This is a genomic window from Aequorivita xiaoshiensis (assembly GCF_022008395.1).
Classification (GTDB): domain Bacteria; phylum Bacteroidota; class Bacteroidia; order Flavobacteriales; family Flavobacteriaceae; genus Aequorivita; species Aequorivita xiaoshiensis.
In genome coordinates this window covers 293743-320260 of sequence record NZ_JAIRBB010000002.1, presented here as the reverse complement: position 1 = coordinate 320260, position 26518 = coordinate 293743, and the positions used below count along the sequence as shown (strand labels likewise).

Sequence of the window (26518 nt, the reverse complement as noted above, 5' to 3'; positions counted from 1 at the left end):
GTTTATTTTTTAATCAATAATTTATTTAAAAAAATCACAGGAATCATAGCCGTAAAGATAATGAAAAGTGAAGGGATAGAGGCCTCCATTACCATCTCATCACTAGCATATTCAAAAGCTTTTACCGCTAAGGTGTCTATATGATAAGGTTTCAGAATTAATGTTAAAGGTAACTCTTTCATTACATCTATAAAAACCAATATTACAGCACTAAACACTCCCGTCTTTATTAAAGGAAAATCAATCTTAAAAAAGGTTCTTATGTTTCCAACTCCTAAAACTTTTGATGAATCTGGAATGGAATTATCAACCTTTAACGCTGTGGAATCTATAGGATTATAGGCAACGGCCAAAAAACGAACTGCATATGCGTATAGCAATGCAAGCAATGTTCCGTTGATGATTAAACCTGTATCTATTCCGAATTTGCCCAACATATTAATTAACCATTTATCTAAGGCTAAAGTTGGAATCATTATTCCTATAGCAATTACCGCACCTGGAATAGCATAGCCTAAAACTCCAATTCTAGAAATATTTTTAATTGTACTAAGCGTACTCCATTTTGAAAAATAAATAAGAATTAGAGCAAATAAAACAGTTATTATAGCCGAGGCAATAGCAATAGCAAAGCTTTGAAGTGAAGTCATAACAAATTCCATGTTAAACACTGTAGATGCTGTAATAACCGCCCAATATATCAGTTGTGCTACGGGTAAAATAAATCCTAAAAGGATAGGAAGAAAAACAACTAAAAAAATCATCCACTGTATTGGTTTTTTAGCTTTATTTCGCTGAATTTGAGTGCTATTAGTTTTTGAAGATGTAAATTTTATCTTTCTAACCTGCCATTTTTCAAAAAGGATTAATGCGAAAATAAAGCAGATTAATAAAGCCGACAAATACACTGCTGTTTGTGGTTCTTCCAACGAAAACCAAGATCTAAATATACCGGTGGTAAAAGTATTTACACCATAGTATTTGGCTGCCCCATAATCATTTAGCACTTCCATTAATACCAAAACCAAACCAGCAACTATAGCAGGGCGGGCAAGGGGTAGCATTAATTTGAAAAATGTTTTACGCTCTCCAACTCCCAGCATTTTAGAGGCTTCTAAGAGGTTGTTAGCTTGGTTTAAAAAAAAAGCTCGGGCGCTTACGTAAACATACGGAAACAACGAAATACTTAATACAAATGCAAGCCCAGCTCTATTCATAATATCAATACGGATAAACTCCAAGCCAAGTTTGCGGAATAATAAATCCAAACTTCCACCATAGTCGAAAATTCCAGCATAAGCATAACCCACAATGTAGGATGGAATAGCCAATGGCAATATAAGTAACCATTCCATTTGCTTTCGGAAAAGAAAATCGTAACGCGATACAAACCACGCCGACGACACTCCAAAAATCAAAACGAGTATGCTACATATAAAAACGAGATATAAAGAGTTCCATATATAGTCGGGTAAAAGGTATTCTACTATATGTCCCCAAGTTTCTCCCGGACCAGAAAACAGCTCTACACCAATGAATATAATGGGTAAGGCTAAGAAAAAAACAATGGCCAGTGTAAATACTGACCATTTGTTTACATCTCTTTTTAGTCTTTTAATTCTCGTTTTTAGAGAGAAAGCTTCGTTATTATTTCCACCCTGCTGCATCAAAAATCAATACTGCTTTTTTGTTGTTTTCACCTAGTTTGTTTAGACTTAAATTGTCTTCTTTAAAATCTCCCCAAGCTTTAATATCCTTAACTGCCTCTACACTTTCTAACACTGGGTATTCGTAATTTGCCTCAGTAAAAACTTGTTGCGCTTCTTGGCTAATTAGAAATTCGATAAACTTAATTGCATTTTCTTTATTTGGGGCATATTTAGCAACTCCAGCTCCGCTTACGTTTATATGAGTTCCTCTATCACTTTGATTTGGAAAAAACAAACCAATTTGTTGAGCTGTTTTAACTTCTTCTGCATCAGGAGAGTTTAGCATTTTACCGATATAATATGAGTTTACTATAGCTAAATCACCTTCACCAGCCACCACAGCTTTTACCTGATCTCTATCTGATCCTTTTGGAGAACGCGCCATATTTGCAACAATTCCTTCTGCCCAAGTTTGTGCAGCTTCTTCACCGTTATTAGCAATTAGAGACGCCAATAAAGACTGGTTGTAAATGTTTGATGAAGATCTAACCAATATTTTTCCTTTCCATTTTTCATCTACTAAATCCTCGTAAGTAGAAAGATCTTCGGGTTTCACTCTATCTTTGGCGTAAGCAATAATTCTAGCTCTTTTCGTTAGCCCGAACCATTGATTATCTACATCTTGTAAATGAGCCGGAATTGTTTTTTCTAGTATGTCAGAATTAATACTCTGAAGCAGACCTTCCCCTTTAGCACGACTCAACCTCCCTGCATCCACTGTTATTAATACATCGGCAGGAGATTGTTTGCCTTCCATCTTCATTTTCTGGATTAGCTCATCTGCACTTGCATTAATCACCTTTACCTTAATGCCCGTTTTTTCTTCAAACATTTTGAAAATATCTTGGTCTGGCTCATAATGACGGTGAGTATAAACGTTTACTACTTGGTCTTTTGTAGTTTCCTCAGTTACTGAGGTTTCACTCTTTTTTTTGTCGTTTCCGCAGGCAACTAATAGAGAAATCGTTGCTACTGCTAAAAGTAATTTTTTCATAGAATTATTTTTTCGAAGTGCAAATATAATAATTTAGAACCGATATAAATAGAACAGATTGCATCATTGTTGAATATAATCTCTACACATTGATAATGAGTGCGAAGTGAGGGTGTTTCTTAATCTATTAATTCAATATAAAGGTAAATTAGGTGTTTATTGAATACTTTTTATACCCATGAAGACCTCAGGGTTTTCTTAAAATATAAATTAGAAATCTAAAAAATAAAAATGCTATATTTAGAAAGTAATATTAAATAAATTCACACATATTGCCAGTAAAAATCCTTAAAACCCTCTTTCACCTACTTACATTATTTGTATTAATAATTACTTTGAATTTACTTTTAGATTTTAGACTTCGTGGTAATCATTTCTTAACTGATACTTATAGAGAAATCAACTTACTAACAACATTTATAACTCTCTCCTTTATGACGGGAATTACAAGTGTGATTCTACTCGTTTTAAAATGGATTAAAGATGATAAATTGGAACTTTATTTGATTTCATTTTTGATAACAAATATTATTTTAATAGTAGGAACAACCCTATTGATCATTATGTAGTTATAACTATTTTAATATTAATTAATAGCTTTTAGAGTTTTATATTTATACATCCTTCTTCAGGTGAATAAATACTTAAATGAATCGTTAGTTTAATAGGATTATCGGTAAGGCTATCCAACCATTCATTGCAAGTATAAACCCCAATCTTAATTATTTGTCTCATTACTAATTCACAATTTATTTAAAAGTTTTATTCAACTTAACTGTAAACACTGTCATCAAGATTGCATATTTTTTGGAATAGAATGATAGTTTCTTCAATTGTTAAAACTTTAAGAAAGGAACTCCATGAACATTTAATTCCTTGTAAATTAGTTGATGTTGAATAAGTTTTCATTTGATTTAAAATTTAACCTTTCTCTAAACAACTAATATATAATGAAGTCTAAATTAATAGTATTATCGCTTTTGCTACTAACTCTAATAGCTTGTAATAATAATAGAAGCTCTGATTCGATTTTACAAAATCGAATTGATAGTTTACAGATTCAAAATGACTCATTAACAGAAGTTCTTACAGCAAAAACAGCTGTTACTGAAAATACAGATTCTCCACAATGGTATTATCCAGAAACGGATTCGAGAAAACTTTTAGATCTAGGGGTAGAGGATCCTGGAAAACATATTAAACAGGCGCTTAGAGAAAATAAAGATTTAATTCCAATGGATGCAGTATTAGGAGGGACTATGCACTATAATAACATCCAACTCTTAGGTGACAAATGGATAATTGCAGATTTTGAAGATGGTCACGTGTATGGAAAGGCTATTTTTGAATATACCTTGTTAGAAGATGATAAATTAAATTTTAAAATAATCGCCTTAAGCGAGAATTAAGGATTAATTAGTGATTAACCCAACTACAATTGTATAAATGAATAAAAAAAACCATAGATTGTAAAGTACTATATTCAGTACATTAGATCGAATATTATAACAAATATTTATCGAATAAATCATAATTAATAAACATAATCGATAAATAATTAGGTAGGTGTGGAAAATGGATGTATATTTGCAGCTCAATAAAACACCTACATAGTTTTAGTATTTAGTGCAATTAGTATATTTCGAGTTTTTACTCTTCTTTCCAATTAAATTTTTACAATTACTTTTTAACAGTGTTTACTCATATAAAGTGCAGCGTGCATTTTAGTTAACATAGGTTTTATCAGGATGTTTATTGTAAAAATTAATAACAATTTAAAATTAAATTAAAATGCAAGAAGGTACAGTAAAATTTTTCGACGAGATTAAAGGATTCGGATTTATTACATTAGAATCAGGTGAAGAAATTTTCGTTCACAATTCAGGTTTAACTCACGAAATTAGGGAAAACGATAAAGTTTCTTTTGACACACAAGAAGGAAGAAAAGGTTTAAACGCTATTAACGTAGAAGTTTTAGACTAAATTATATATACTGTCTTAACAGATAGAATAGTAAAAGTACAAAGGGAGATCATTTATATGGCCTCCTTTTTTTGTTTAAAACAATTTTTAATAGTTGACTTATGAGGTTACTTAAATGTTTTTAAGAAAATAAATTTTGAGAATTAAAATATTTATTTACATTTGTCACGCAATTGAAAGCAACTATGAACAATCTAAATATTATTTCTTCTATTATTAATGTAAATGTGATTATCACATCTGCAACGGGAAGGTTATAGTATACATTCAATATATTTAAAAAGCCTCCCGAGAAATCAGGAGGCTTTTTTATTACTGAGATTATTAAATGACGACAAATACAAACATTATTATTATCAGCATTATTATTCGCTCCTTCGAGTGAGTCAGGCTGGTATACCCAATTTTAAGCCTTTCTCATTCAGTTGAGAAAGGCTTTTTTTATTTAAAACAAATTCGAACCATGAAGAAATATACAAACATTATTATTATCAGCATTATTATTCGCTTCCTTGAGTGAGTCAGGCTGGTATACCCAATTTTAAGCCTTTCTCATTCATTTTGAGAAAGGCTTTTTTTTTACCAAAAGTTAAAATTAAAAATCATATAAAATGTATTACAACAAAAACACAGTTATTTATCTAGATGGTCAATTCGTAAAGGCCAATGAAGCTTCAACCGACTTATACAGTCAAACAATGCACTATGGTTATGGTGTTTTTGAAGGTATTCGTGCATATTCCACAGCAGATGGCACAAGTATTTTTAAGGCCAAAGAGCATTATGAACGTTTAAAAAATTCAGCAGAACTAATCAATATTCCTTTCAAGTATGAAGTTCAGGATTTAATAGATGCCACATACGAATTATTAGAAAAAAATAATTTAACTGATGCTTATGTTCGACCCTTAGTTTTTTGTGATCCGAATATGTCACTCTCTAGACCTAATAATGTTTCAGTTATGATCTGTGCTTGGGAGTGGGGCGCTTATTTAGGAGATAAACAATTGCGTGTAACAGTATCTTCTTACTGTCGTCCGCATCCACGATCTATTAAAATTGATGCTAAGGTTTGCGGACATTACGTAAACTCTATTCTTGCGACAACCGAAGCTAAAGACAAAGGATTTGATGAGGCCTTATTATTGGATAGTGATGGATACTTAGCTGAAGGCCCAGGAGCAAATTTATTCTTTGAAAAAGATGGTGTTTTGTACACGCCACGATTAGGAAACATTCTTCCAGGAATTACGCGGGCAACCGTTTTGGAATTAGCAGAAGAACTGGGGATGGAAGTAAAACTAGGTCTCTTTACTCCTGAAGTGTTAGCTGAAGCAGACAGTGCTTTTTATTGTGGAACTGCAGCTGAAGTAATAGGAATTGCTTCGGTTGATGAGAGAGAATTTCCACTGAACTGGAATGATTCACTTGGTAAAAAATTGCAAGAGGCCTATTCAAAATTGGTGAGAAAATCTCATAAAACTTTAAGTTCAGTTTACCAATGAAAACACTTAACAAATACAGCAAAACCATAACGCAAGACGATTCGCAACCCGCCGCACAAGCAATGCTTTACGGTATCGGACTTACAGAGGCAGATATGCAAAAAGCTCAAGTAGGGATTGTAAGTACCGGGTATGAGGGTAATACTTGCAATATGCACCTAAACGATCTTGCAAGAGCCGTGAAATTTGGAGTTAAAGCAGAGAATTTAGTCGGTTTGATTTTCAATACCATTGGCGTTAGTGATGGAATTTCCAATGGAACAGACGGGATGCGATTCTCTTTGGTTTCACGAGATGTTATAGCAGATTCAATAGAAACGGTGGTGAGTGCACAATGGTACGACGCAGTCTTAGCTGTTGTAGGATGTGATAAAAATATGCCAGGTTCTGTTATGGCAATGGGAAGATTAAATCGTCCATCTATAATGATTTACGGCGGAAGTATTCATTCAGGGAAATGGAAGGGCGAATCTTTAAATATAGTTTCAGCATTCGAAGCATTAGGAAAAAAATTCAATAACACTATAACTCCCGAAGATTTTAAAGGCGTAATTCAAAATGCTTGTCCAGGCGCTGGTGCATGTGGAGGGATGTACACTGCAAATACTATGGCCTCGGCTATAGAAGCTTTGGGAATGAGTTTGCCTTATAGTTCATCAAATCCTGCTTTAAGTGAAGAAAAAAACCAAGAGTGCTTAGATGCGGGAATAGCAATTAGAATTTTACTAGAAAAGGACATTAAACCAAAAGATATAATGACCAAAAAAGCATTCGAAAATGCAATAACTATGGTTACTGTGCTCGGCGGATCTACTAATGCCGTTCTTCATTTGATAGCTATGGCACATTCAGTAGATATTGAACTAAGTTTAAATGATTTTCAGAGAATTAGTGATAAAGTTCCAGTTTTAGCCGATTTAAAACCAAGTGGGAAATATTTGATGGAGGATTTACACGCTGTGGGCGGAGTGCCAGCAGTAATGAAGTACTTACTGAAAAATAATTTACTACACGGTGAATGCTTGACGGCTACAGGAAAAACAGTTGCTGAAAACCTAGCCGATGTTTCTGACTTAACCTCAGGTCAGGATGTTTTTCAGTCCTTAACTAATCCATTAAAACCTACGGGACACTTACAAATTCTTTTCGGAAATCTCGCTTCAAAAGGATCAGTGGCAAAAATTAGCGGGAATGAAGGGAGTTATTTTGAAGGCATAGCCAAAGTTTATGACAATGAATATGCAGCTATTACAGGTATAAAAACGGGAGAAGTTAAAACTGGCAATGTAGTAGTAATTCGTTTTTGCGGACCAAAAGGTGGTCCTGGTATGCCCGAGATGTTAAAACCTACTTCCGCTATTATGGGTGCAGGATTAGGAAAAGATGTGGCATTAATTACCGATGGAAGATTCTCAGGGGGCACACATGGATTTGTAGTCGGCCATATAACCCCTGAAGCCTATGACGGAGGAACAATTGCTTTGGTAAAAAATGGAGACACTATCACTATTGATACAAAAAATAATACACTTCATTTAAAAGTAAGTGAAAGGGAGTTATCTAAACGAAAGGAAGAATGGAAACGTCCAAACCTCAAAGCAACTAAAGGAGTTTTATACAAATATGCCAAATGTGTTTCATGTGCTTCAACAGGATGTGTTACAGATAAATAATTATAATAAAAAGAATAATGAACTTAATAAAATTAACAGGGGCACAGGCTGTAGTAGAATCTTTATTAGCTGAGCAAGTTGATACAATATTCGGTTATCCAGGAGGAGCCATAATGCCGATATATGATGCTTTGTATGATTATAAAAGTACAGTGAATCATATTTTGGTACGTCACGAACAAGGTGCAATTCACGCAGCACAAGGATACGCTAGAACTTCAGGGAAAACAGGTGTGGTTTTCGCAACCTCTGGACCTGGAGCTACCAATTTAATAACAGGATTGGCTGATGCAATGATAGATTCAACTCCATTGGTTTGTATTACAGGACAAGTAGCTTCACATCTTTTGGGAACAGATGCTTTTCAAGAAACGGATGTAGTGGGTATCTCTATGCCAATTACCAAATGGAATTGCCAAGTAACTAAAGCGGAAGACATTCCTGCGGCAATTGCAAAAGCATTTTATATCGCTCGTTCTGGCCGTCCTGGTCCGGTATTAATAGATATAACCAAAGATGCGCAGTTTAGCGAAACAGACTTCCATTATAAAAAATGTACAAATATCCGAAGTTATTATCCAAGACCTAAGTTAAATAAGTCCGTTGCCGAAGAAGCCGCAAAACTAATAAATGAAGCCAAAAAGCCTTATTTACTTATTGGTCAAGGTATAATGCTTTCTAATGCCGAAGAAGAGTTATTGGAGTTTGCTGAAAAATCTGGAATCCCAGTGGCATCTACACTTTTGGGGCTAGGAGCATTTCCTAATAACCACCCGCAATACGTTGGGTTTTTAGGAATGCACGGAGATTACGCTCCTAATATTAAAACTAATGAATGCGATGTGTTGATTGCTATTGGGATGCGTTTTGACGATAGAGTGACTGGCGATGTGTCGAGGTATGCTAAGCAAGCTAGAGTTGTTCATGTAGACATCGATGCTGCCGAGTTGAATAAAATTATTAAAGCAGATGTAGCTGTACATTCGGATGCTAAAGAAGCCTTAAGAATATTAACTGATTTGGTCGTCCCAAAGCAACATACCTCATGGTTACAAGAGTTTAAAGATGCTAAAAAAATAGAAGTTGAAACGCTTTTGGAAAGTACAAGGAAACTTCATTCAGAAGAATTAAAAATGGATGAAGTAGTTAAAATGCTATCTGAACTAACCAATGGAGAAGCAGTAGTAGTTACCGATGTCGGGCAACATCAGATGATGACGGCTAGGTATTATCAATATAACAAAACTAAAAGCAACATAACCTCTGGTGGATTAGGGACTATGGGCTTTGCACTTCCTGCAGCTATTGGAGCAAAATACGGCGCGCCGGATAAAACTGTGGTAGCGATAATCGGGGATGGTGGCTTTCAGATGACGTTGCAAGAATTAGGTACCATTATGCAAAGTGATATCAATCTAAAAGTCATCATATTAAACAATCGTTTCTTAGGAATGGTGCGTCAATGGCAACAAATGTTTTTTGAAAAACGCTATTCCTTCACAAACATGGTAAGCCCAGACTTTGTAGCACTTTCTCAGGCTTATAGTATTGAGGCTAGTAAAGTTGAAGCCCGAGAAGATTTGAAAAATAAATTATTAAAAATGCTGAATCACAACGGATCTTACTTATTGGAAGTAATGGTTGCCAAGGAAGAAAATGTCTTCCCGATGATGACCACTGGAGCCTCAGTTTCAGAAGTGCGATTAAATTAAAAAGAAATGGAAAAAACATATACAGTATCAGTATTTACTGAGAATAGTATCGGGATGATGAATCGCGTCACTATAATCTTTACGCGTAGACATTTAAACATTGATAGTATTACAGCTTCAGAATCGGAAGTGAAAGGAGTGTTTAGATATACCATAGTTTTAAGAACAACTAGAGAACAGGTAGATAAAGTTATCGGGCAACTTGAAAAATTAATTGATGTATTTAAAGCTTTTGTACATGAAGATTCCGAGGTAGTACATCAAGAAATTGCTTTATATAAAATTAAAACAGCCGGCTTAACCAATGGTGATGTTGAAAAGGTAATTCGAGAACATCACGCTAGAATTTTAACCGTCGACCCACAATTTATGGTTATCGAAAAAACCGGGCACGTAGCAGAAACACAATTGCTATTCGAAAAACTAAAACCTTATAGAGTGCTGGAGTTTGCACGTTCTGGAAGAGTGGCGGTTACTAAGCCGATGAAAGAATTTAGTACTTATTTAAAGGAATTGGAGGAATCGAATTGCTAGAAAGAATGTTCAATAAAAATAAATAATAGTAGTAAACAAAAATAAAATTGTCTAATCGAGCCTCTCGACTGCGCTCGAGGAGACATAAATAACAAAAAACAAATACAGAAAAAATGGCAACAATTAATTTTGGAGGAGTACAAGAAAACGTAGTAAAACGAGACGAATTCCCACTTAACAAAGCACAAGAAGTACTAAAAAATGAAACGGTAGCGGTAATCGGTTATGGGGTTCAAGGTCCAGGACAAGCTTTAAATTTAAAAGACAATGGCGTAAATGTAATTGTAGGACAACGTAAAGGTACTGGAAGTTGGAAAAAAGCCTTAGCAGATGGTTGGGAAGAAGGAGAAACATTATTTGAAGTAGAAGAAGCTTGTAAAAAAGCAACTGTTGTAATGAACTTACTTTCTGATGCTGGACAAATCCAGGCCTGGGAAGGAATTAAAAAACACTTAACTAAGGGGAAAGCGTTATATTTTTCTCACGGATTTGGTGTGACATTTTACGAAAAAACTGGCATAGTACCGCCCAAAGATGTAGATGTAGTTTTAGTCGCTCCAAAAGGTTCAGGAACATCACTAAGAAGTATGTTTTTAAACGGGCAGGGCTTAAACTCTAGTTATGCGGTATTTCAAGATGCAACAGGAAAGGCGAGGGAGCGAGCTTTGGCTTTAGGCATTGCAATTGGTTCTGGCTATTTATTTGAAACAACTTTTCAGAAAGAAGTTTATAGCGACCTTACTGGAGAACGCGGAGTTCTTATGGGGGCTGTTGCTGGAATTTTTGAAGCGCAATATAATGTTCTTCGCCAGCGCGGACATTCTCCTAGTGAAGCTTTTAATGAAACTGTAGAAGAATTCACTCAAAGCTTAATGCCCCTAATCGCTGATAACGGAATGGATTGGATGTTTGCAAATTGCTCAACCACGGCACAGCGTGGAGCGTTGGATTGGAAAGGGAAATTCCGCGAAGCCACTGAACCAGTTTTAAATGAATTGTACGATAGCGTTGTGTCAGGAAAAGAAGCTGAGATAGTTATTGAAGCCAATAGCAAACCTGATTATCGCACAAAATTGGAAGAAGAATTAAACGTAATGAAAAACAGCGAGTTGTGGCAAACTGGACTAGAAGTAAGAAAATTAAGACCCAAACTATAATGGAGCTATTAGAAAAAATATACGAAGCCAGAGAACGTATAAAAAACATTGCAATTCACACTCCATTAATGAAAAATGAAAACTTGAGCGAGGAATTTTCCGCTCAGGTTTTCTTAAAACGAGAAGACTTGCAACCTGTTCGATCGTATAAATTAAGAGGGGCATACAATAAAATAGTTTCGTTAACCCTAAATGAAAAATTAAAGGGAGTCGTTTGTGCAAGTGCTGGAAACCATGCACAGGGAGTTGCTTATGCTTGCAATAAACTAAATATTAGCGCGACAATTTTTATGCCCGTTACAACGCCACTTCAAAAAACGAAACAAGTAAAACTCTTTGGAAAAGATAAAATTACAATAGTCTTAAAAGGCGATACTTTCGATGAATCATTTGAGGAAGCAAGCCGTTATTGTGATAAAAATGGTGCGATTTTTATCCATCCATTCGATGATAAAAAAGTAATGGCAGGACAGGGTACAATAGGCTTAGAATTACTGGATGATTCAAAAAGAACAATAGATTATCTATTTCTGCCTATTGGTGGAGGTGGACTTGCTGCTGGTGTAAGCACAGTTTTTGAAAAGTTGAGTCCGCAAACAAAAATTATTGGAGTAGAACCTGCCGGAGCTCCTTCTATGAAAAATTCTATTGAAAATAAGGTTAATACAACCCTAGAAGAAATAGATAAATTTGTTGATGGGGCATCAGTTAAACGTGTAGGTGATAGAACTTTTGAAATTTGTAAGAACACTTTAGACGATATTATCCTTGTTCCTGAAGGAAAAATTTGTTCAACTATATTAAAGCTGTACAATGAAGAGGCAATAATTGTAGAACCTGCTGGTGCATTAACTATTTCTGCCCTTGATTTTTATAAAGATAAAATTAAAGGAAAAAATGTGGTTTGTGTGGTAAGCGGTAGCAATAACGATATTACAAGAACAGAAGAAATAAAGGAACGTTCACTTCTATACGAAGGCTTAAAGCATTATTTTCTATTACAATTTCCACAACGTCCAGGAGCCTTAAGAGAATTTATGAATCATATTTTAGGCCCTAATGATGACATAGCCTATTTCCAATATTCGAAAAAAAACAATAAGGAAACTGGACCAGTGGTGGTAGGTATAGAAATACAAAATAAGAAAGACTTATTACGCATTGAAGAAAAACTAAATTCCAAAAAATATACCTACCAATATCTAAATGCAAATAAAGACTTATTTACACATCTTATTATCTAAATCAAATCCTTAATCTAGAAATCTAAAACTTTAATAATACAAACTTATTTGAATACTGTTAAAAGATAAAATTACCCCTCTAACAATTATAAGGGTAAATTGAAAAATATTAAGTTTGTTACCTAAATCAAAAAAAAATATTATGAAAAAAATTTACACTTTATTTGTATTAGTATCTATTCTAAACGTCTCCCTACTTAACGCTCAAGAATACTTTTCCTTCGAGGCTGAAGAGGGGTATACCTTAGGTAATATTGACGGACAGCAAGGATGGATAACAACAGGACTTGGAAATGGTGAAAGAACCGAATTACAAGTAGTTACTGACGAATTGGCCAAAGTTGGAGAAAGATCTTTAAAGATTAATCACGATCCACAAGCATCATCACAGCCATTTCCTATTATGGGAGCATTTTACGCTTTAGACACACCTATGGATAGAACAAATTTTTCTATGAGTTATAGTATAAATGTTGCGAATCCACCAGGGGCAAACTCATCGGTTTTTGCATTAGAATGTGGTAGTGTTGTAGACGAAAAATTAGTTTTAGAAATATATTTCTCTTACGACGGAAGAATCCTAATACTAGAGAATGCAGGAAATGAATTTATCGTTACAGAAATTGGAAACTGGCAAGAAGATACTTGGTATGATGTTGCAATCTCTGGAGAGGGAGAAGTAGTATCTTATTACTTGAATGGAGAGCTTAAACATGAAGGTGCACTATTGTACAATATTGATGATTTAAGATTTGCACACGACAATTTTTCAGGTAGTGCATTTTTCGACGATATTTCAATAAACTATTCTCCTCTCGGGGTACAAGATGTAATTGCTACCTCATGGAACATTTATCCTAATCCAGTAGAAAGTGTTTTAAATTTGAGTGGATTAGAGGAAGCACATAGTCTTACAATTTTTGATATTTCAGGAAAAAAAATAGAGCAATTCAATGAATTCACAAACCAAATTGATGTAAGTCATTTACAAAATGGAATTTATATGCTACAGTTAGACACTCCGAATGGTCCTGTAACAAAAAAGTTTATTAAAAAATAATCACTCTGATTACTTTTTAATAAGCGATACTATATAAGTATCGACTTTAATCCCTGAATTTGGACCGCTATAAGCGCCATTAACAAAATTATATGCAATGTAAGTTAACATTGATAATTTCGTTGATGGCGTTTCTTTTTATCGTGTAGGCTAAATCCTATTACGTTTTTAATTAGAAATTTTGAACTCTTTATAATTCACATTTTCTAAATTAACTTGAAGTTTAAAAAAGTAATTTGTGGAATTAATTTATCAATTTTGAAGAAAGAAAATAAGAAGATAAAGAAAGCATGGCCCACCAAAGCAGCCATGACACAGGTATATGAAAAGAAACTTTGGGGAAGCAATAACACAGATTTTTATTCAGGAGAAGGTTCGCACCACCCCGATTTAGTTGATCCATATATTAATGCGGTAACTTCTTTTCTAAATTCTTTTGAAGAACCTATAACAGTTTGTGATTTAGGTTGTGGTGATTTTAATATAGGGAAAGAATTATTTAAACACACTAAGAGATATATTGCCGTAGATATAGTTGAAGCATTAATTCAACGTAATAAACAATTATTTAAAGCAGATAATTTAGAGTTTTATTGCTTAGATATTGCCGTTAACAATTTACCCTCTGGTGATTGTGTGTTGCTTAGGCAAGTACTTCAGCATTTATCGAATTCCGAAGTACAACAAATAGTAAGTAAGCTAGGCGCTTATAAATATGTTGTTTTAACAGAACATCTACCCGAGGGAGAATTCATTCCTAATAAAGATATAATATCAGGACAAGGAATTAGGCTGAAAAAACAGAGTGGAATTAATTTGTTGCTGCCTCCATTTAACATGAAAGTAATTGATGAAATACAATTGTTAGCTATTCAATTAAAAGACCGTCCAGGGGTTATAGTTACAACACTTTATAAATTATTTTAGGCTGTAAAAATTGATACTAGCTCTTATCATTTAATTTGATTGAAACAGACAACTTTATAGATACTAGAGATTTTAGCTGAGGCAGTTTCAATTAATTATCTTTATGGAATATTATTTATATAAAAATCAATAGGTTATGTCTAATATAAGTAATCCATTAGTAAAGTTAATTGAAGAAGGCAAAAAGTTAATAATTAAGCAGATGTCTGCAAAAAGTGGACAACTTTTACCAAAGCATCAAGCGTCAGACGAATCGGTTGTGGTTGTTGGAAAAGGGGAGTGCATAATTAATTTTTCAGAAGACAAACATTATTTAAAGCAAGGAGATAGTTTAATCATACCCCAAAATGTTTGGCATCAAATTAAAGTTATTCAAGACTTTAAAGCACTCCATATTATGCCTAAAAATATTCAATTCGAATTCACAAAATAAACCTTCTCTTATAGAATCTTGGGAAGGCTAAAAAAATAGTTTCTTCAAATAATTATAAATCGTCTAGTAAACCTATTTTTACACTTTAATTATTTAATCAATTTTAAAAATGGGATTTAACATTGTTTTATTTGAACCTGAAATACCTACAAATACTGGTAATATTGGACGCTTGAGTTTGGGTTCTGGATCAAATTTACATTTAGTAAAACCATTTGGATTTGAAATTGACGATAAGCGTTTAAAAAGAGCTGGTCTTGATTATTGGAAGCATATCACCGTTCATATTTATGAAAGTATAGATGAATTTTATTCCAAAAATAGAGGTAAAAACTTTGTTTATTTTTCCAGTCACGGAACAAAGGACTACTGCGAAATAGATTTTAAAGATGATATGTTTTTGATTTTCGGAAAAGAATCAACAGGATTACCTAAACGGGTTATTTCAGAAAATCAGAATTTACTTTATAATATACCAATTTACAGCCCACATATTCGAAGTTTAAATCTTGCTAATGCAGTGGGAATAGTCGTTTATGAAGGAATAAGAAACCTTAAGGCCAGAAACATATAGCGCTAGAACTTAAGAAGGAATCTTTTTTCAAACTTTGTCAGGCTACAATACATTCAAATAAATTATACTAAACTTTAAAAATTTCTTTTCTCATTTATCTATTAATCGTAATATTGCGATGTATAGATAAAGGGGGATAACGAAATATTTTTTAGTATGTTATTTCGAGAATTTCCACTTGTAAACATACCTTAAGAAATGAACAATAAAGTAGTGTTATTTTCAGAAATTGAAAAAACAATTAGCTGTCTGAATATAGCTGATATCACCGAAGAGCGGAAAATAAGTTTACAACCTTTAGTTGATTATATTCAATTAAAAGTTTCAAATAATGAAAGTATCCGTCTTAATTTTATCTGCACGCACAACTCACGCAGAAGTCATTTTGCCCAAATTTGGGCGCAAGCAATTTCCTATTATTTTAACCTAAATAATTTCTTCAGTTACTCAGCGGGAACCGAAGCTACAGCTCTTTATCCTAAAGTAGTACAAACATTAGCAACTTCAGGATTTCAAGTTCGTACATTATCAGAAGGAAAGAATCCTATTTATAGCATTAAGTATGCGGATAATCATCACCCTATTATAGGTTTCTCCAAAAAATTGGAAGATGATTTCAATCCGAAATCCAATTTTGCAGCAATTATGACTTGCGACTCAGCTAACGAAGCATGTCCGTTCGTGTCAGGTGCTGAAATTCGAATCCCAATTACATTTGAGGATCCTAAAGTGTATGATAACACCCCACTAGAAACTAAGAAATACAGAGAAAGGAGTTTGCAAATTGCAACTGAATTATTTTACATTTTTACTCAAATAAAATTATAAAGGAATGGCATCAAAAAAAATGAGTTTTTTAGACAGAAACTTAACGTTGTGGATATTCGTAGCAATGGCATTCGGTGTTGGATTGGGATACTTTTTCCCTTCATTTCCAGATATTGTTAATTCCTTTAGAAGCGGAACTACAAACATTCCCATTGCCATAGGTTTAATATTAATGATGTATCCACCTTTAGCAAAGGTTAACTACGCATTGCTTCCAAAAATTTTTAAGGACATAAAAATTTTGTCTATTTCTTTATTTCTGAACTGGATAATCGCTCCCGTTTTGATGTTCATTCTTGCCATCACCTTTTTAAGAGACTATCCAGAATATATGGTTGGAGTTATTTTAATTGGTTTGGCACGTTGTATAGCAATGGTCTTAGTTTGGAATGATCTGGCAGATGGGAATAGTGAATATGGAGCAGGATTAGTTGCTTTAAACAGTATTTTTCAAGTATTTGCTTATAGTTTTTACGCTTGGATCTTCATAACCATTTTACCACCTTATTTTGGATTTAAAGGCGCAATAGTAGACATATCAATAGCCACAATAGCCGAAAGTGTAGCAATTTATCTCGGGATTCCATTTATTTTAGGGATTTTAAGTCGTCTTATCTTGGCAAAAGCAAAAGGTGAAGAATGGTATTCAAAGAAATTTATACCTGCAATTTCACCAATTACATTAATTGCGCTATTATTTACAATTGTGGTCATGTTCTCATTAAAAGGAGAGTTAATTGTTGAAATACCTATGGATGTACTTATAATAGCTGTTCCCTTACTACTGTATTTTTCCTTGATGTATATTATTTCATTCTTCTTTACTAGAGCATTAGGAGCAAGTTATGATAAGACTGTTTCAGTAGCATTTACTGCAGCTGGAAACAATTTTGAATTGGCTATTGCAGTTGCCATAGCTGTATTCGGATTGAATTCAGGACAAGCCTTTGCTGGAGTTATTGGGCCCTTAGTAGAAGTTCCTGTATTGATATTATTAGTTCGTGTTTCATTCTGGTTACGCGATAAGTATTTTAAGAAGGATTGAGAGTAGATTTTGAAATCTCTATTACAGCATATTTCAAGAAATAGAATCATTTAGGTGTTAGAATTTAACTAACTTTATAAATGATTAAGAGATTAAATAACAATAATTTAGAGGTAGCTGGGCTAATTCAAAAAATTTTTCACCAATCTTATGCTGTTGAAGCTCAACTTTTAAAAGTAGATGATTTTCCTCCATTAAAAAGAACTTTAGATAGTTATCAAAATAGTGAAAATATATTTTTTGGGTACTTTGAAAATGAAACGTTAGTTGGTGTAATTGAATGTGAAATTTTAGATAATTTTATTGACATTAATAGCTTAGTAGTTCATCCAAATTTTTTTAGAAATGGGATTGCTGGAGGATTATTAAACTTTGTACTTGCCAAATTTGAGTGCTATTCTTTAAAAGTGGAAACAGCAACGAATAACACACCTGCAGTAGACCTCTATATTAAATTTGGGTTTGAGCCTGTTGCGTATTTTGCCTCTGATAGCGGAATAAATAAAGTCGCCTTTGAAAGGATCTCTATAAATTAGGGTACTTAACTATTAAACTGTTAACTTACTGCAATAATTACCGCTTACCAAGAAAACCCAAAGTATCTTTGCCGAAAATTATTTTATGTCCAATACGTTTTCCGATTTAGGAATAAATTTTACACTACACCAACGTTTAGCCGAATTAGAGATTACTATACCAACAGATATTCAGCAAAAAACAATCCCATTAATTTTAAGTGAAAACAAGGACGTTGTTGCACTAGCAAAAACGGGGACCGGAAAAACTGCTGCATTTGGATTACCACTTTTGCAACTTATAGATTCTCAAAATAATAATGTTCAAATAGTTATTCTTGCACCTACACGAGAGCTAGGTCAGCAAATACATTCCATTTTAGTTTCTTTTAGCTCTCATTGCCCGGAAATCAGTATTGCCTCAGTGTGTGGTGGTATTCCTATAAAACCACAGATAGAGCGATTAAAAGGCTCAACTCATATCGTAGTTGCTACTCCAGGACGTTTAGTAGATTTATTAAACAGAAATGCCATTGATCTTAAAAATACTTCATATTTGGTTTTAGATGAAGCGGATGAGATGGTAACAGCCCTTAAAACCGATTTGAATTTAATTATTCAAGAAATTCCAATGAATCGAAGAACGCTGTTGTTTACGGCTACTATGCCTGGAACTATTAAACAGTTAGTTCAAAACTATATGAATAAAAATGTTGTTCATATTGAGGCGGATATGGAAACCGTAGGAAATCAAAGTATAGAGCATCAGTTTTTAGTAGTAGAACCTATAGAAAAGCTTGATATTCTGCTTCATTTTTTAAGTTCGAAAGGAGGAGAACGAGGAATTATATTTTGTAAAACTAAAGCTGCTGTAAATAAACTAGCAAGGAATTTAGCTATAAATAAATTTTCGTCAGGAGCTATACACGGAAGTCTTTCTCAACCCATTCGAGATCGAGTAATGGGTCAGTTTAGAGAAGGACATATCGATATACTTGTAGCAACAGACCTTGCGGCAAGAGGACTTGATGTAAGAGAAGTTAGTTACGTTGTAAACTATCACTTACCCGATACTTATGAGACTTACGTTCACAGAAGTGGTAGAACAGCTAGAGCAGGAGCAAAGGGGCTTTCAGTTACTATTTTACAACAAGAAGAAGTGTTTGAAATTCCTGAGTTTGAAGAAGAATTAGGAATTGTTTTTAACGAAATAAAAAAGCCTGACGCCCAAAGTACTGAAGAAAACAATACTTTACTATGGGCTAAGATAATTTTTAAAACAAAACCAAACCGAACAATATCACCTGAGTTTAGAGAGAAAATAGGGACTGTATTTCATCATTTGACCAAAGAGGAATTAATTGATAAAATTCTTGCTCATAAACTAGCTCAAACCACTAACGCAACGCCAAAAGAAGAAGCACCAACAAGGAAAAAGAAGAAAAAGAAATAATGGCAAACGAGATAAAGGACCAACAGGATATTTTGGCAAAGCTGAATATTTCAGCTTTAAATCCTATGCAGGAGAAAGCCATAGAAACAATTAATAAAAATTCAAATACAATCCTTTTATCCCCAACGGGTACAGGGAAAACTTTGGCTTTCTTATTGCCTATTTTAAATAGCTTAAATGTAGATAATCCAGAAATTCAAGCATTAATTGTGGTTCCTACACGAGAACTGGCCATTCAAATTGAGCAGGTGGTCAGAAATATGGGATCAGGGTTTAAAGTAAATGCAGTTTACGGAGGTAGGTCGAAGAGTAAAGATAAAATTGAACTCAAACATACCCCTGCAATATTAATGGGTACACCTGGTAGAATTTTAGATCATTTTGATGATGATCGCTTTTCTAAAGCAAGTATAAATACTTTAGTTTTAGATGAGTATGACAAGTCACTGGAGATAGGTTTTAAAAGTGAAATGCGAGAAATTTTAAGTGAATTAAACAATGTAAATAAACGTGTTTTAACATCTGCAACACAAGGAGTTGGGGTTCCAACTTTTGTGAATTTATCCAATCCAATTGTTTTAGATTTTTTAACTGAAACTTCACACCCAAAGCTGTCGATTAAAACAGTAATTTCTGAAGAAAAAAATAAACTTCCAACCTTATTGAATCTTGTAAAGTATTTGGGGAATCAGCCAGGAATTATCTTTTGTAACTTTCGCGAAAGTATCGATATGGTTAGTGACTTTCTTAATGATAATAAGATAAGTCATACTTGTTTTTCAGGGGGAATGGAACAAAAGGATAGAGAAAGAGCGCTTATAAAATTTAGAAATGGAACGAGTCAGATACTTGTATCTACCGATCTCGCTGCCCGAGGAATAGATATCCCTGAATTAAAATTTATCATACATTACGAGCTTCCACATTCGGCCGTTGAGTTTACACACAGAAACGGTAGAACAGCTAGAGTAAATGAAAAGGGAACAGCTTATGTGCTAAAATGGAAAAATCAACTTTTGCCAGATTTTATCGAAAAAACAGAGCCGATAGAAATCCCTAGAGTTAGCGTACAAGTTCAACAACAACTAGAGACGCTTTTTATTTCTGGAGGAAGGAAGGATAAAATATCTAAAGGTGATATTGCGGGGTTGTTTATTAAACAAGGAAATATAACTCAAGAACAATTGGGAAATATTGAATTAAAACAAGACTGTGCCTTTGTAGCTGTTCCTTTAGAGCTTGCGGATAGTTTAGTAAATAAATTAAACAACAGCCGACTTAAAAAGAAAAAAGTAAGAATTTACATACTTTAACTAAAAGGATATAAATTCAGTCTGATGATGGTAATTAGGATTTATGAAATGAAACTTTATAAATTGCTGATTATAAGATATTAAGACGTACTTTCGCGGCCGCAAAAATAGCGAGCCTATGAAACGTATAAACGAATATAAAAAGCTCTTTGGAGTTGAAAAAGATATTGAATTAAAAGCTTTAAAAAGTAGTTACCGCCATCTAATAAAAGAGTGGCACCCAGATAAATTTCAAGAAGGTGATCCACTACGTAAAGAAGCAGCGTTAAATTCTCGTAAAATTATTGACGGATATCATTTTCTAGTAAGCATAGCACCAGAAACTAAAGCTGCAAACCTGGAAGAATTCACCAATACTATTACAAATATTGGAATCGCGGATTTTCAGCACAAAGGAATGCTTTTAGAAATTACTTACTTAGATGGTAGTACTTATGAGTTTTTTGGAGTAACTAGATCAATCTATATTAAAATGATAAATAGCGACAAATTAAACCGTTTTGCTAGGCGTACCATTTATCCAAAGTATTTGTATAGAAAATCGAAACAAATGTTGGAGCATGCCTAATCATTGAGCAACTCAAGTTTACATAACACAGTATTCAAAGCGCTTCAAATTAAAATGAAGCGCTTTTTTTTATAAAATTGAATTGGTTATTTAAACAAATTCAAATTCTAATAATTGAATATTACTTTTTATCCGTTCCTTCACAATATCCATCATTCGCTTATTTAAAGCAGATGAATTCTGAATATATTTTTGATATTCATCCAAAGTAAATTGTCCGATAATAATTCCTTTTAGAGAGTTTCGAAACTTAATATCTTTATTGATAGAATTATCAATGTATTCTAGCTTTTTTTCAACGTTGAGATCATAAAATACATTTTTATGCTTAGTAATATAATTGCGAAATACAGCTAGTAACAAATCGCCTTGTAATTTGATAATTGGTCTGATTGTTTTGTTTTGAAAACATTCATCATCAGACATTTGAGGGTTGACTTTAGCTGAAGCAATTTCTGGACGCATTAAAAGCAGTAAGCTATCACGAGTTTCCATAATTTGTTTTTCTTAAAGTTATAAAATAACAAGCCTATACTGAGGCATTCCTCAATTAGTTATAAACGTTCTTTCAACAATAGGAAATAATGTTATTATATTTGAAGAAAACTTGACCACCTCTGGTCTGGGGTATTATATTTATGGCTTAATAATATCTATAAACTAAAGATGAAACTATAAAATTATATGAAAATATTCTCCGCAGAACAATTATACGAAGCAGATAAAATTACTTTAGAGCAACAACAAATTACCACCGAAGAGTTAATGGAGCGAGCAGGCGCTCAAATTTTTAATTGGTTTCACGAACGTTTAAATGGTGCTTCTGTACCAATTCGTATTTTTTGTGGAATTGGTAACAATGGTGGAGATGGCTTAGTTTTAGGTAGATTATTGATTGAAGCTGGATACAATGTAATTGTGTATGTGGTTAATTGTAGCGATAAACGCTCTAAAAGTTTCCTTTACAATTATAATTTAATTAAAAATGTAACTACGGATTGGCCTATTTTAATGACGGATAAAAATGATTTTCCGGAAATTGATCCTGAAGATATAATAGTAGATGCAATTTTCGGAATTGGTCTAAACCGTAGTCTAGATGGATGGGTAAAGAAATTAATACAACATTTAAATGCTAGTCCTGCTTTTAAATTAGCTGTTGACATTCCAAGTGGTTTGTTTCCTAATACAGCTCTAAAGGATGAAGATGCTGTTTTAAGAGCAAACCATACGCTAACATTTCAAACTCCAAAGCTAGCTTTCTTTTTACCTGAAACAGCTCAATTTGCTCCTAGTTTTGACATATTAGATATTGGATTAGATAGAGATTTTCTTGTAAATACGAAGCCATTAGCACAAATAATTTCTAAGCCTGAAGCACAAAACTTATACAAGCATCGAGAACGATTTGCACATAAGGGAACTTATGGACACGCGTTGATTGTAGCTGGAAGTTACGGTAAAATTGGAGCTGCTTCTATTTCAACAGCTGCAACTTTTAGAATTGGAGCGGGTATGGTTACTACTTTTATTCCCAAATGTGGATATTCTATTCTACAAAATACAGTGCCTGAAGCAATGGTTGCTACCGATATAGAAGAAGAATTTCTAAGTAAAATTAATGTTGACTTTGAACCTTCTGCTATTGGAGTTGGAATGGGAATCGGGAAAAGTGATAAAACAGTTGAAGCATTAAAAAGCTTGTTTAAAAATTACAAATCGCCAATGGTGATAGATGCAGATGCTATAAATTTAATTTCCGAAAATAAAGAGTTGCTTAAACTACTTCCAAAAAATTCAATTTTAACACCACACCTTGGTGAATTACAAAGGCTTGTTGGTAAGTGGAAGGATGATTACGATAAAATAGAGAAAGTAAAAGAGTTTTCAATTAAGCACGAGGTTTTAGTTGTAATAAAAGGAGCTTATTCAATTACAATTTTTGGTGACACTCTTTATTTAAATAGCTCAGGGAATCCTGGAATGGCTACAGCAGGTAGTGGAGATTCGCTTAGCGGAGTAATTACAGGACTGTTATCTCAGGGATATGATCCATTAACTTCATGTGTATTTGGGGTGTATATGCATGGTTTTGCAGGAGATCTAGCAGTGAATCAAATGGGATATGAAGCTGTTATGGCAAATGATATTATTAATAATATAGGTGAAGCATATATGATGCTATTTGCAAAAGACCAATCGGAAGGGGAAAACAACTAATAAAAAAACCACGAATATTAGATTCAGATATAATTAGAGTCTTCTATTCGTGGTTCAATATAATTAGATAAATTCTTTTTAAATTAACTCATCAAATATTTTTTTTAATTCAGGGTCTGATGGTCTAGGCGCATCGGCTGAAATAATATTTCCTTCGGTATCAATCAAAATAAATCTAGGGATTCCAAGAATAGCGTAATCCACAACAAATTTCGATTTCCAATTGTTATCTGCCATTAGTTGAATACCTACTAATTCTTTCTCAGTAACCATATTTTTCCACTTATTATAGTCTTTTGGTTCATCTATAGAAATACTTACAAATTGGATGTTTTTATCCTTATAGTCATTCTCAACTTCTTTTAAGAAAGGAATTTCACGTAAACAAGGTCCGCACCATGTTGCCCAAACATCAACATAAACATATTTTCCTCTTAAATCTTCTAATGATGTAGTGCCTCCTTTATGGTTTTCATAGTTGAAAGTAGGAGAGGGGTTACCCTTAGTAATTACTTTTAATTTGATGTATTGCTCAGTAAGTTTGGCTAAATTTTCAGGATTCGGATTACTGTTCTTGTAAATATTATAAGCTTCCTCTAGGCTCTCATCAGCTTTAAGGCCAAACTGTAAATAAGAACTCATCATTCTGTCCTTAGCATATCCGTTTGGAAGATCTTCGTTTATTTTATTTAAGAAAAGAATAGTTTCGTTCGCATCTGTATTTTGTGAAGCTTCCTCTGAAACTAATCTGTTGTAATGTACTTGAAGTAAGTTTTGATAGGCTGCAGAATTTCTAAAAGCTAAAGTGTCTTTAAAATTTATGTCCTTAAGTTCATTGTAAAATTCTTTTGAAACTTCAAATTCTTTATTTCCAGAGAAATGACGATGCCCATTCTTATAGTTTTCGATCATAATGGCTCGCGCATATTTGTCTTCTGTAGCTAAGCTTTTCTTAAAGTTATCATTAACAATTTTACTCTCGTCGAAAAGAGAATCTAAACTTTTTTGGTTTTCGTCTATTTGTTTTAAAAATGCATTTTCATCTTTAGAGAATAACGCTTTTAAATCTACATTTTGCTCCTTCCAAAGATATTTTGCAGCCAAGAAATTATTAATATCGGCTAAATCTCCAGTGTATTTTAAGCTTTCATCAAATTCTTGTGCATTTAAACTTACCGATAGGTTTTTACCTTTTTCTAAATATATTTCAGTGCGTTCGCGTCCAACATAGAGCTCATAAAATCCATCTTTTTTTATGTTTAACGTATCTACAAAACTCCCTGTTTCAGAAATTGGCACCCTTGATTCAAAACCATTACCACGAACAAATGCTGTTTCACCAGTGTTATTTGTTACGCTTCCATTAATTACGGTATAAGTAGGTTTTTCTTCAGTATTACAAGAAATGATAAAAAGCGCTATAATAATCCAACTTAATTTTTTCATTTTTAATATTTTAAAATTTTGACTCACAAAATTAGGGCTTTTGAAAGATAGAAAAGGTGGTAAGGCGAGCAAAAATCAGTATTTTTGTGAAAACAAAATAATTATAATGCAAGATACACATTACATCAGCTCTGAAATTCTTGACTTAGAGCTAATTAAGGATATACTAGATAATCATAAAAAGCTTGATCTTTCTGAAGAAGCCCAACTTAATATTAATAAGTCCCGTGAATATTTAGCGAATAAAATAAAGGGTAACCAGACTCCTATTTACGGTATAAATACTGGTTTTGGTTCATTGTGTAATGTGAAAATAACCTCTGATAACCTTTCAAAATTACAAGAAAACCTCGTAATGAGTCACGCTTGTGGTACAGGGGAGTTGGTTCCAAAACCTATAATTAAACTTATGCTTTTGTTTAAAATACAATCCTTAAGTTATGGTTATAGTGGGGTTCAGTTAGAAACTGTTAAGAGATTAATCGACTTTTATAATAATGATATTTTACCTGTTATTTATAATCAAGGAAGTTTAGGAGCTTCAGGAGATTTAGCACCATTAGCACACCTATCTCTTCCTTTATTAGGAAAAGGAGAAGTTTATTATGGTGGAGAGCGTTTGGCTTCTGAAAAGATTTTGAAAAAATTTAATTGGGAACCTATTAAGTTACAAGCGAAGGAAGGTTTAGCATTGTTAAATGGAACTCAATTTATGAGTGCTTATGGGGTCTACTGTTTACTTAAAAGTTACAAATTATCCTATTTAGCCGATTTAATTAGTGCTATTTCAATAGATGCATTTGATTGTAATATGAGTCCATATAATGCTCTTGTGCATTTGGTAAGACCACATAGAGGACAAGTAAAGACTGCGGAGCAAATTTTAGACTTTTTAGAAGGTAGTGAAATAGGGGTGTCTGAAAAGAAAAACGTTCAAGACCCATATTCTTTCCGTTGTATCCCTCAAGTACACGGAGCGACAAAAGACACAATTCATTTTGTTAACAAAACTTTTAAAACTGAAATAAACTCGGTTACCGACAATCCAAACATTTTCGTAAAAGACGATTTAATTATTTCTGGCGGTAATTTTCACGGTCAACCATTAGCATTAGCACTAGATTATTTAGCAATTGCAATGTCTGAACTAGGGAATATTTCTGAAAGAAGAACCTATCAACTGGTTTCAGGACTACGAGATTTACCAGCTTTCTTAGTTAATAACCCAGGATTAAACAGTGGGTTTATGATTCCTCAATATACTGCTGCAAGTATAGTAAGCCAAAATAAACAATTGGCTTCTCCAGCTTCAGTAGATTCTATTGTTTCATCAAATGGTCAAGAGGATCACGTGAGTATGGGGGCTAATGGAGCAACAAAATGTTTACGTGTAATTGAAAACTTAGAAAACATTTTAGCTATTGAGTTGATGAACGCTTCTCAAGCTTTAAAATTTAGAGAACCAAAATCTTCATCTCCATTTATCGAATCATTCTTGAAACCATATCGTTCTATTGTACCTTTTATTGAGAACGATAGAATTATGGCAGACGATATTCATGCAACAATTGCATTCATTCAATCTTTAGATGTTGATTCTGAAATAATATTTGATTAATATAACG

At 33.4% G+C, this 26518-nt stretch carries 25 protein-coding genes; 20 read left to right on the top strand and 5 right to left on the bottom strand.

Annotation, left to right across the window (positions count from 1 at the left end; translation table 11 throughout):
- Positions 1 to 2: 2 nt before the first annotated feature.
- From K8344_RS04665 to K8344_RS14135, 3 genes are all read right to left on the bottom strand, one after another.
- Positions 3 to 1667, bottom strand: a complete 1665-nt coding sequence (locus tag K8344_RS04665) for an ABC transporter permease (RefSeq protein ID WP_237607623.1) — start codon at positions 1665 to 1667, stop codon at positions 3 to 5.
- Positions 1648 to 2703: a Fe(3+) ABC transporter substrate-binding protein gene (locus K8344_RS04660; protein ID WP_237607096.1), complete on the bottom strand. Its 1056-nt coding sequence runs from the start codon at positions 2701 to 2703 to the stop codon at positions 1648 to 1650. Before K8344_RS04660 ends, K8344_RS04665 begins: the two co-directional genes overlap by 20 nt.
- Before the next feature lie 600 nt (positions 2704 to 3303).
- Positions 3304 to 3438: a hypothetical protein gene (locus K8344_RS14135; RefSeq protein ID WP_262913388.1), complete on the bottom strand. Its 135-nt coding sequence runs from the start codon at positions 3436 to 3438 to the stop codon at positions 3304 to 3306.
- 215 nt (positions 3439 to 3653) lie between these two features.
- Here K8344_RS14135 and K8344_RS04655 point away from each other — a divergent pair, with 215 nt between their 5' ends.
- From K8344_RS04655 to K8344_RS04570, 18 genes are all read left to right on the top strand, one after another.
- Positions 3654 to 4112 (top strand): hypothetical protein, encoded by a 459-nt coding sequence (locus K8344_RS04655; RefSeq protein ID WP_237607095.1) that lies wholly within the window; start codon positions 3654 to 3656, stop codon positions 4110 to 4112.
- A gap of 382 nt (positions 4113 to 4494) precedes the next feature.
- Positions 4495 to 4686 (top strand): cold-shock protein, encoded by a 192-nt coding sequence (locus K8344_RS04650; RefSeq protein WP_139854717.1) that lies wholly within the window; start codon positions 4495 to 4497, stop codon positions 4684 to 4686.
- A gap of 611 nt (positions 4687 to 5297) precedes the next feature.
- On the top strand, positions 5298 to 6191 hold the full coding sequence (locus K8344_RS04645; protein ID WP_237607094.1) for a branched-chain amino acid transaminase: 894 nt from the start codon (positions 5298 to 5300) through the stop codon (positions 6189 to 6191).
- Positions 6188 to 7864 carry a dihydroxy-acid dehydratase gene (gene ilvD, locus K8344_RS04640; RefSeq protein ID WP_237607093.1) on the top strand — a complete coding sequence of 559 codons (1677 nt, stop codon included), beginning with the start codon at positions 6188 to 6190 and terminating at the stop codon, positions 7862 to 7864. Before K8344_RS04645 ends, ilvD begins: the two co-directional genes overlap by 4 nt.
- A gap of 17 nt (positions 7865 to 7881) precedes the next feature.
- Positions 7882 to 9576, top strand: a complete 1695-nt coding sequence (gene ilvB, locus K8344_RS04635) for a biosynthetic-type acetolactate synthase large subunit (RefSeq protein WP_237607092.1) — start codon at positions 7882 to 7884, stop codon at positions 9574 to 9576.
- A gap of 6 nt (positions 9577 to 9582) precedes the next feature.
- Positions 9583 to 10110 (top strand): acetolactate synthase small subunit, encoded by a 528-nt coding sequence (gene ilvN, locus K8344_RS04630; RefSeq protein WP_237607091.1) that lies wholly within the window; start codon positions 9583 to 9585, stop codon positions 10108 to 10110.
- Between the two features lie 113 nt (positions 10111 to 10223).
- On the top strand, positions 10224 to 11267 hold the full coding sequence (gene ilvC / locus K8344_RS04625; RefSeq protein WP_237607090.1) for a ketol-acid reductoisomerase: 1044 nt from the start codon (positions 10224 to 10226) through the stop codon (positions 11265 to 11267).
- On the top strand, positions 11267 to 12511 hold the full coding sequence (gene ilvA, locus K8344_RS04620; RefSeq protein ID WP_237607622.1) for a threonine ammonia-lyase IlvA: 1245 nt from the start codon (positions 11267 to 11269) through the stop codon (positions 12509 to 12511). Before ilvC ends, ilvA begins: the two co-directional genes overlap by 1 nt.
- 142 nt (positions 12512 to 12653) lie before the next feature.
- Positions 12654 to 13571 (top strand): T9SS type A sorting domain-containing protein, encoded by a 918-nt coding sequence (locus K8344_RS04615; protein ID WP_237607089.1) that lies wholly within the window; start codon positions 12654 to 12656, stop codon positions 13569 to 13571.
- Positions 13572 to 13826: 255 nt separating this feature from the next.
- Positions 13827 to 14498, top strand: a complete 672-nt coding sequence (locus K8344_RS04610; protein WP_237607619.1) for a class I SAM-dependent methyltransferase — start codon at positions 13827 to 13829, stop codon at positions 14496 to 14498.
- Positions 14499 to 14634: 136 nt separating this feature from the next.
- Positions 14635 to 14931 carry a cupin domain-containing protein gene (locus tag K8344_RS04605; RefSeq protein ID WP_237607088.1) on the top strand — a complete coding sequence of 99 codons (297 nt, stop codon included), beginning with the start codon at positions 14635 to 14637 and terminating at the stop codon, positions 14929 to 14931.
- Positions 14932 to 15040: 109 nt separating this feature from the next.
- On the top strand, positions 15041 to 15505 hold the full coding sequence (locus tag K8344_RS04600) for a tRNA (cytidine(34)-2'-O)-methyltransferase (RefSeq protein ID WP_237607087.1): 465 nt from the start codon (positions 15041 to 15043) through the stop codon (positions 15503 to 15505).
- 198 nt (positions 15506 to 15703) lie between these two features.
- Positions 15704 to 16333 (top strand): low molecular weight phosphatase family protein, encoded by a 630-nt coding sequence (locus K8344_RS04595; RefSeq protein ID WP_237607086.1) that lies wholly within the window; start codon positions 15704 to 15706, stop codon positions 16331 to 16333.
- A gap of 4 nt (positions 16334 to 16337) precedes the next feature.
- Positions 16338 to 17378, top strand: a complete 1041-nt coding sequence (arsB, locus tag K8344_RS04590; protein WP_237607085.1) for an ACR3 family arsenite efflux transporter — start codon at positions 16338 to 16340, stop codon at positions 17376 to 17378.
- An 80-nt stretch (positions 17379 to 17458) separates the two neighbouring features.
- The gene (locus K8344_RS04585) at positions 17459 to 17914 is read left to right on the top strand and encodes a GNAT family N-acetyltransferase (protein WP_237607084.1); all 456 of its coding nucleotides are present in this window, start codon (positions 17459 to 17461) and stop codon (positions 17912 to 17914) included.
- Between the two features lie 85 nt (positions 17915 to 17999).
- On the top strand, positions 18000 to 19346 hold the full coding sequence (locus K8344_RS04580) for a DEAD/DEAH box helicase (protein ID WP_237607083.1): 1347 nt from the start codon (positions 18000 to 18002) through the stop codon (positions 19344 to 19346).
- Positions 19346 to 20659, top strand: a complete 1314-nt coding sequence (locus tag K8344_RS04575; protein ID WP_237607082.1) for a DEAD/DEAH box helicase — start codon at positions 19346 to 19348, stop codon at positions 20657 to 20659. The genes K8344_RS04580 and K8344_RS04575 overlap by 1 nt, the downstream gene beginning before the upstream one ends.
- 118 nt (positions 20660 to 20777) lie before the next feature.
- Complete coding sequence (locus K8344_RS04570) at positions 20778 to 21227, top strand: KTSC domain-containing protein (protein ID WP_237607081.1); 450 nt, start codon at positions 20778 to 20780, stop codon at positions 21225 to 21227.
- A gap of 90 nt (positions 21228 to 21317) precedes the next feature.
- Here K8344_RS04570 and K8344_RS04565 read toward each other — a convergent pair whose 3' ends face one another.
- On the bottom strand, positions 21318 to 21722 hold the full coding sequence (locus K8344_RS04565) for a glyoxalase (RefSeq protein WP_237607080.1): 405 nt from the start codon (positions 21720 to 21722) through the stop codon (positions 21318 to 21320).
- Between the two features lie 189 nt (positions 21723 to 21911).
- Between K8344_RS04565 and K8344_RS04560 the strand changes: the two genes are divergently transcribed.
- Positions 21912 to 23447: an NAD(P)H-hydrate dehydratase gene (locus K8344_RS04560; protein WP_237607079.1), complete on the top strand. Its 1536-nt coding sequence runs from the start codon at positions 21912 to 21914 to the stop codon at positions 23445 to 23447.
- Positions 23448 to 23525: 78 nt separating this feature from the next.
- Here K8344_RS04560 and K8344_RS04555 read toward each other — a convergent pair whose 3' ends face one another.
- Positions 23526 to 24893 (bottom strand): TlpA family protein disulfide reductase, encoded by a 1368-nt coding sequence (locus tag K8344_RS04555; RefSeq protein WP_237607078.1) that lies wholly within the window; start codon positions 24891 to 24893, stop codon positions 23526 to 23528.
- Between the two features lie 106 nt (positions 24894 to 24999).
- On the opposite strand from K8344_RS04555, the gene hutH reads away from it, so the two are divergent.
- Entirely contained in the window at positions 25000 to 26511 is a 1512-nt protein-coding gene (gene hutH / locus K8344_RS04550) for a histidine ammonia-lyase (protein ID WP_237607610.1), read from the top strand.
- Positions 26512 to 26518 lie beyond the last annotated feature (7 nt).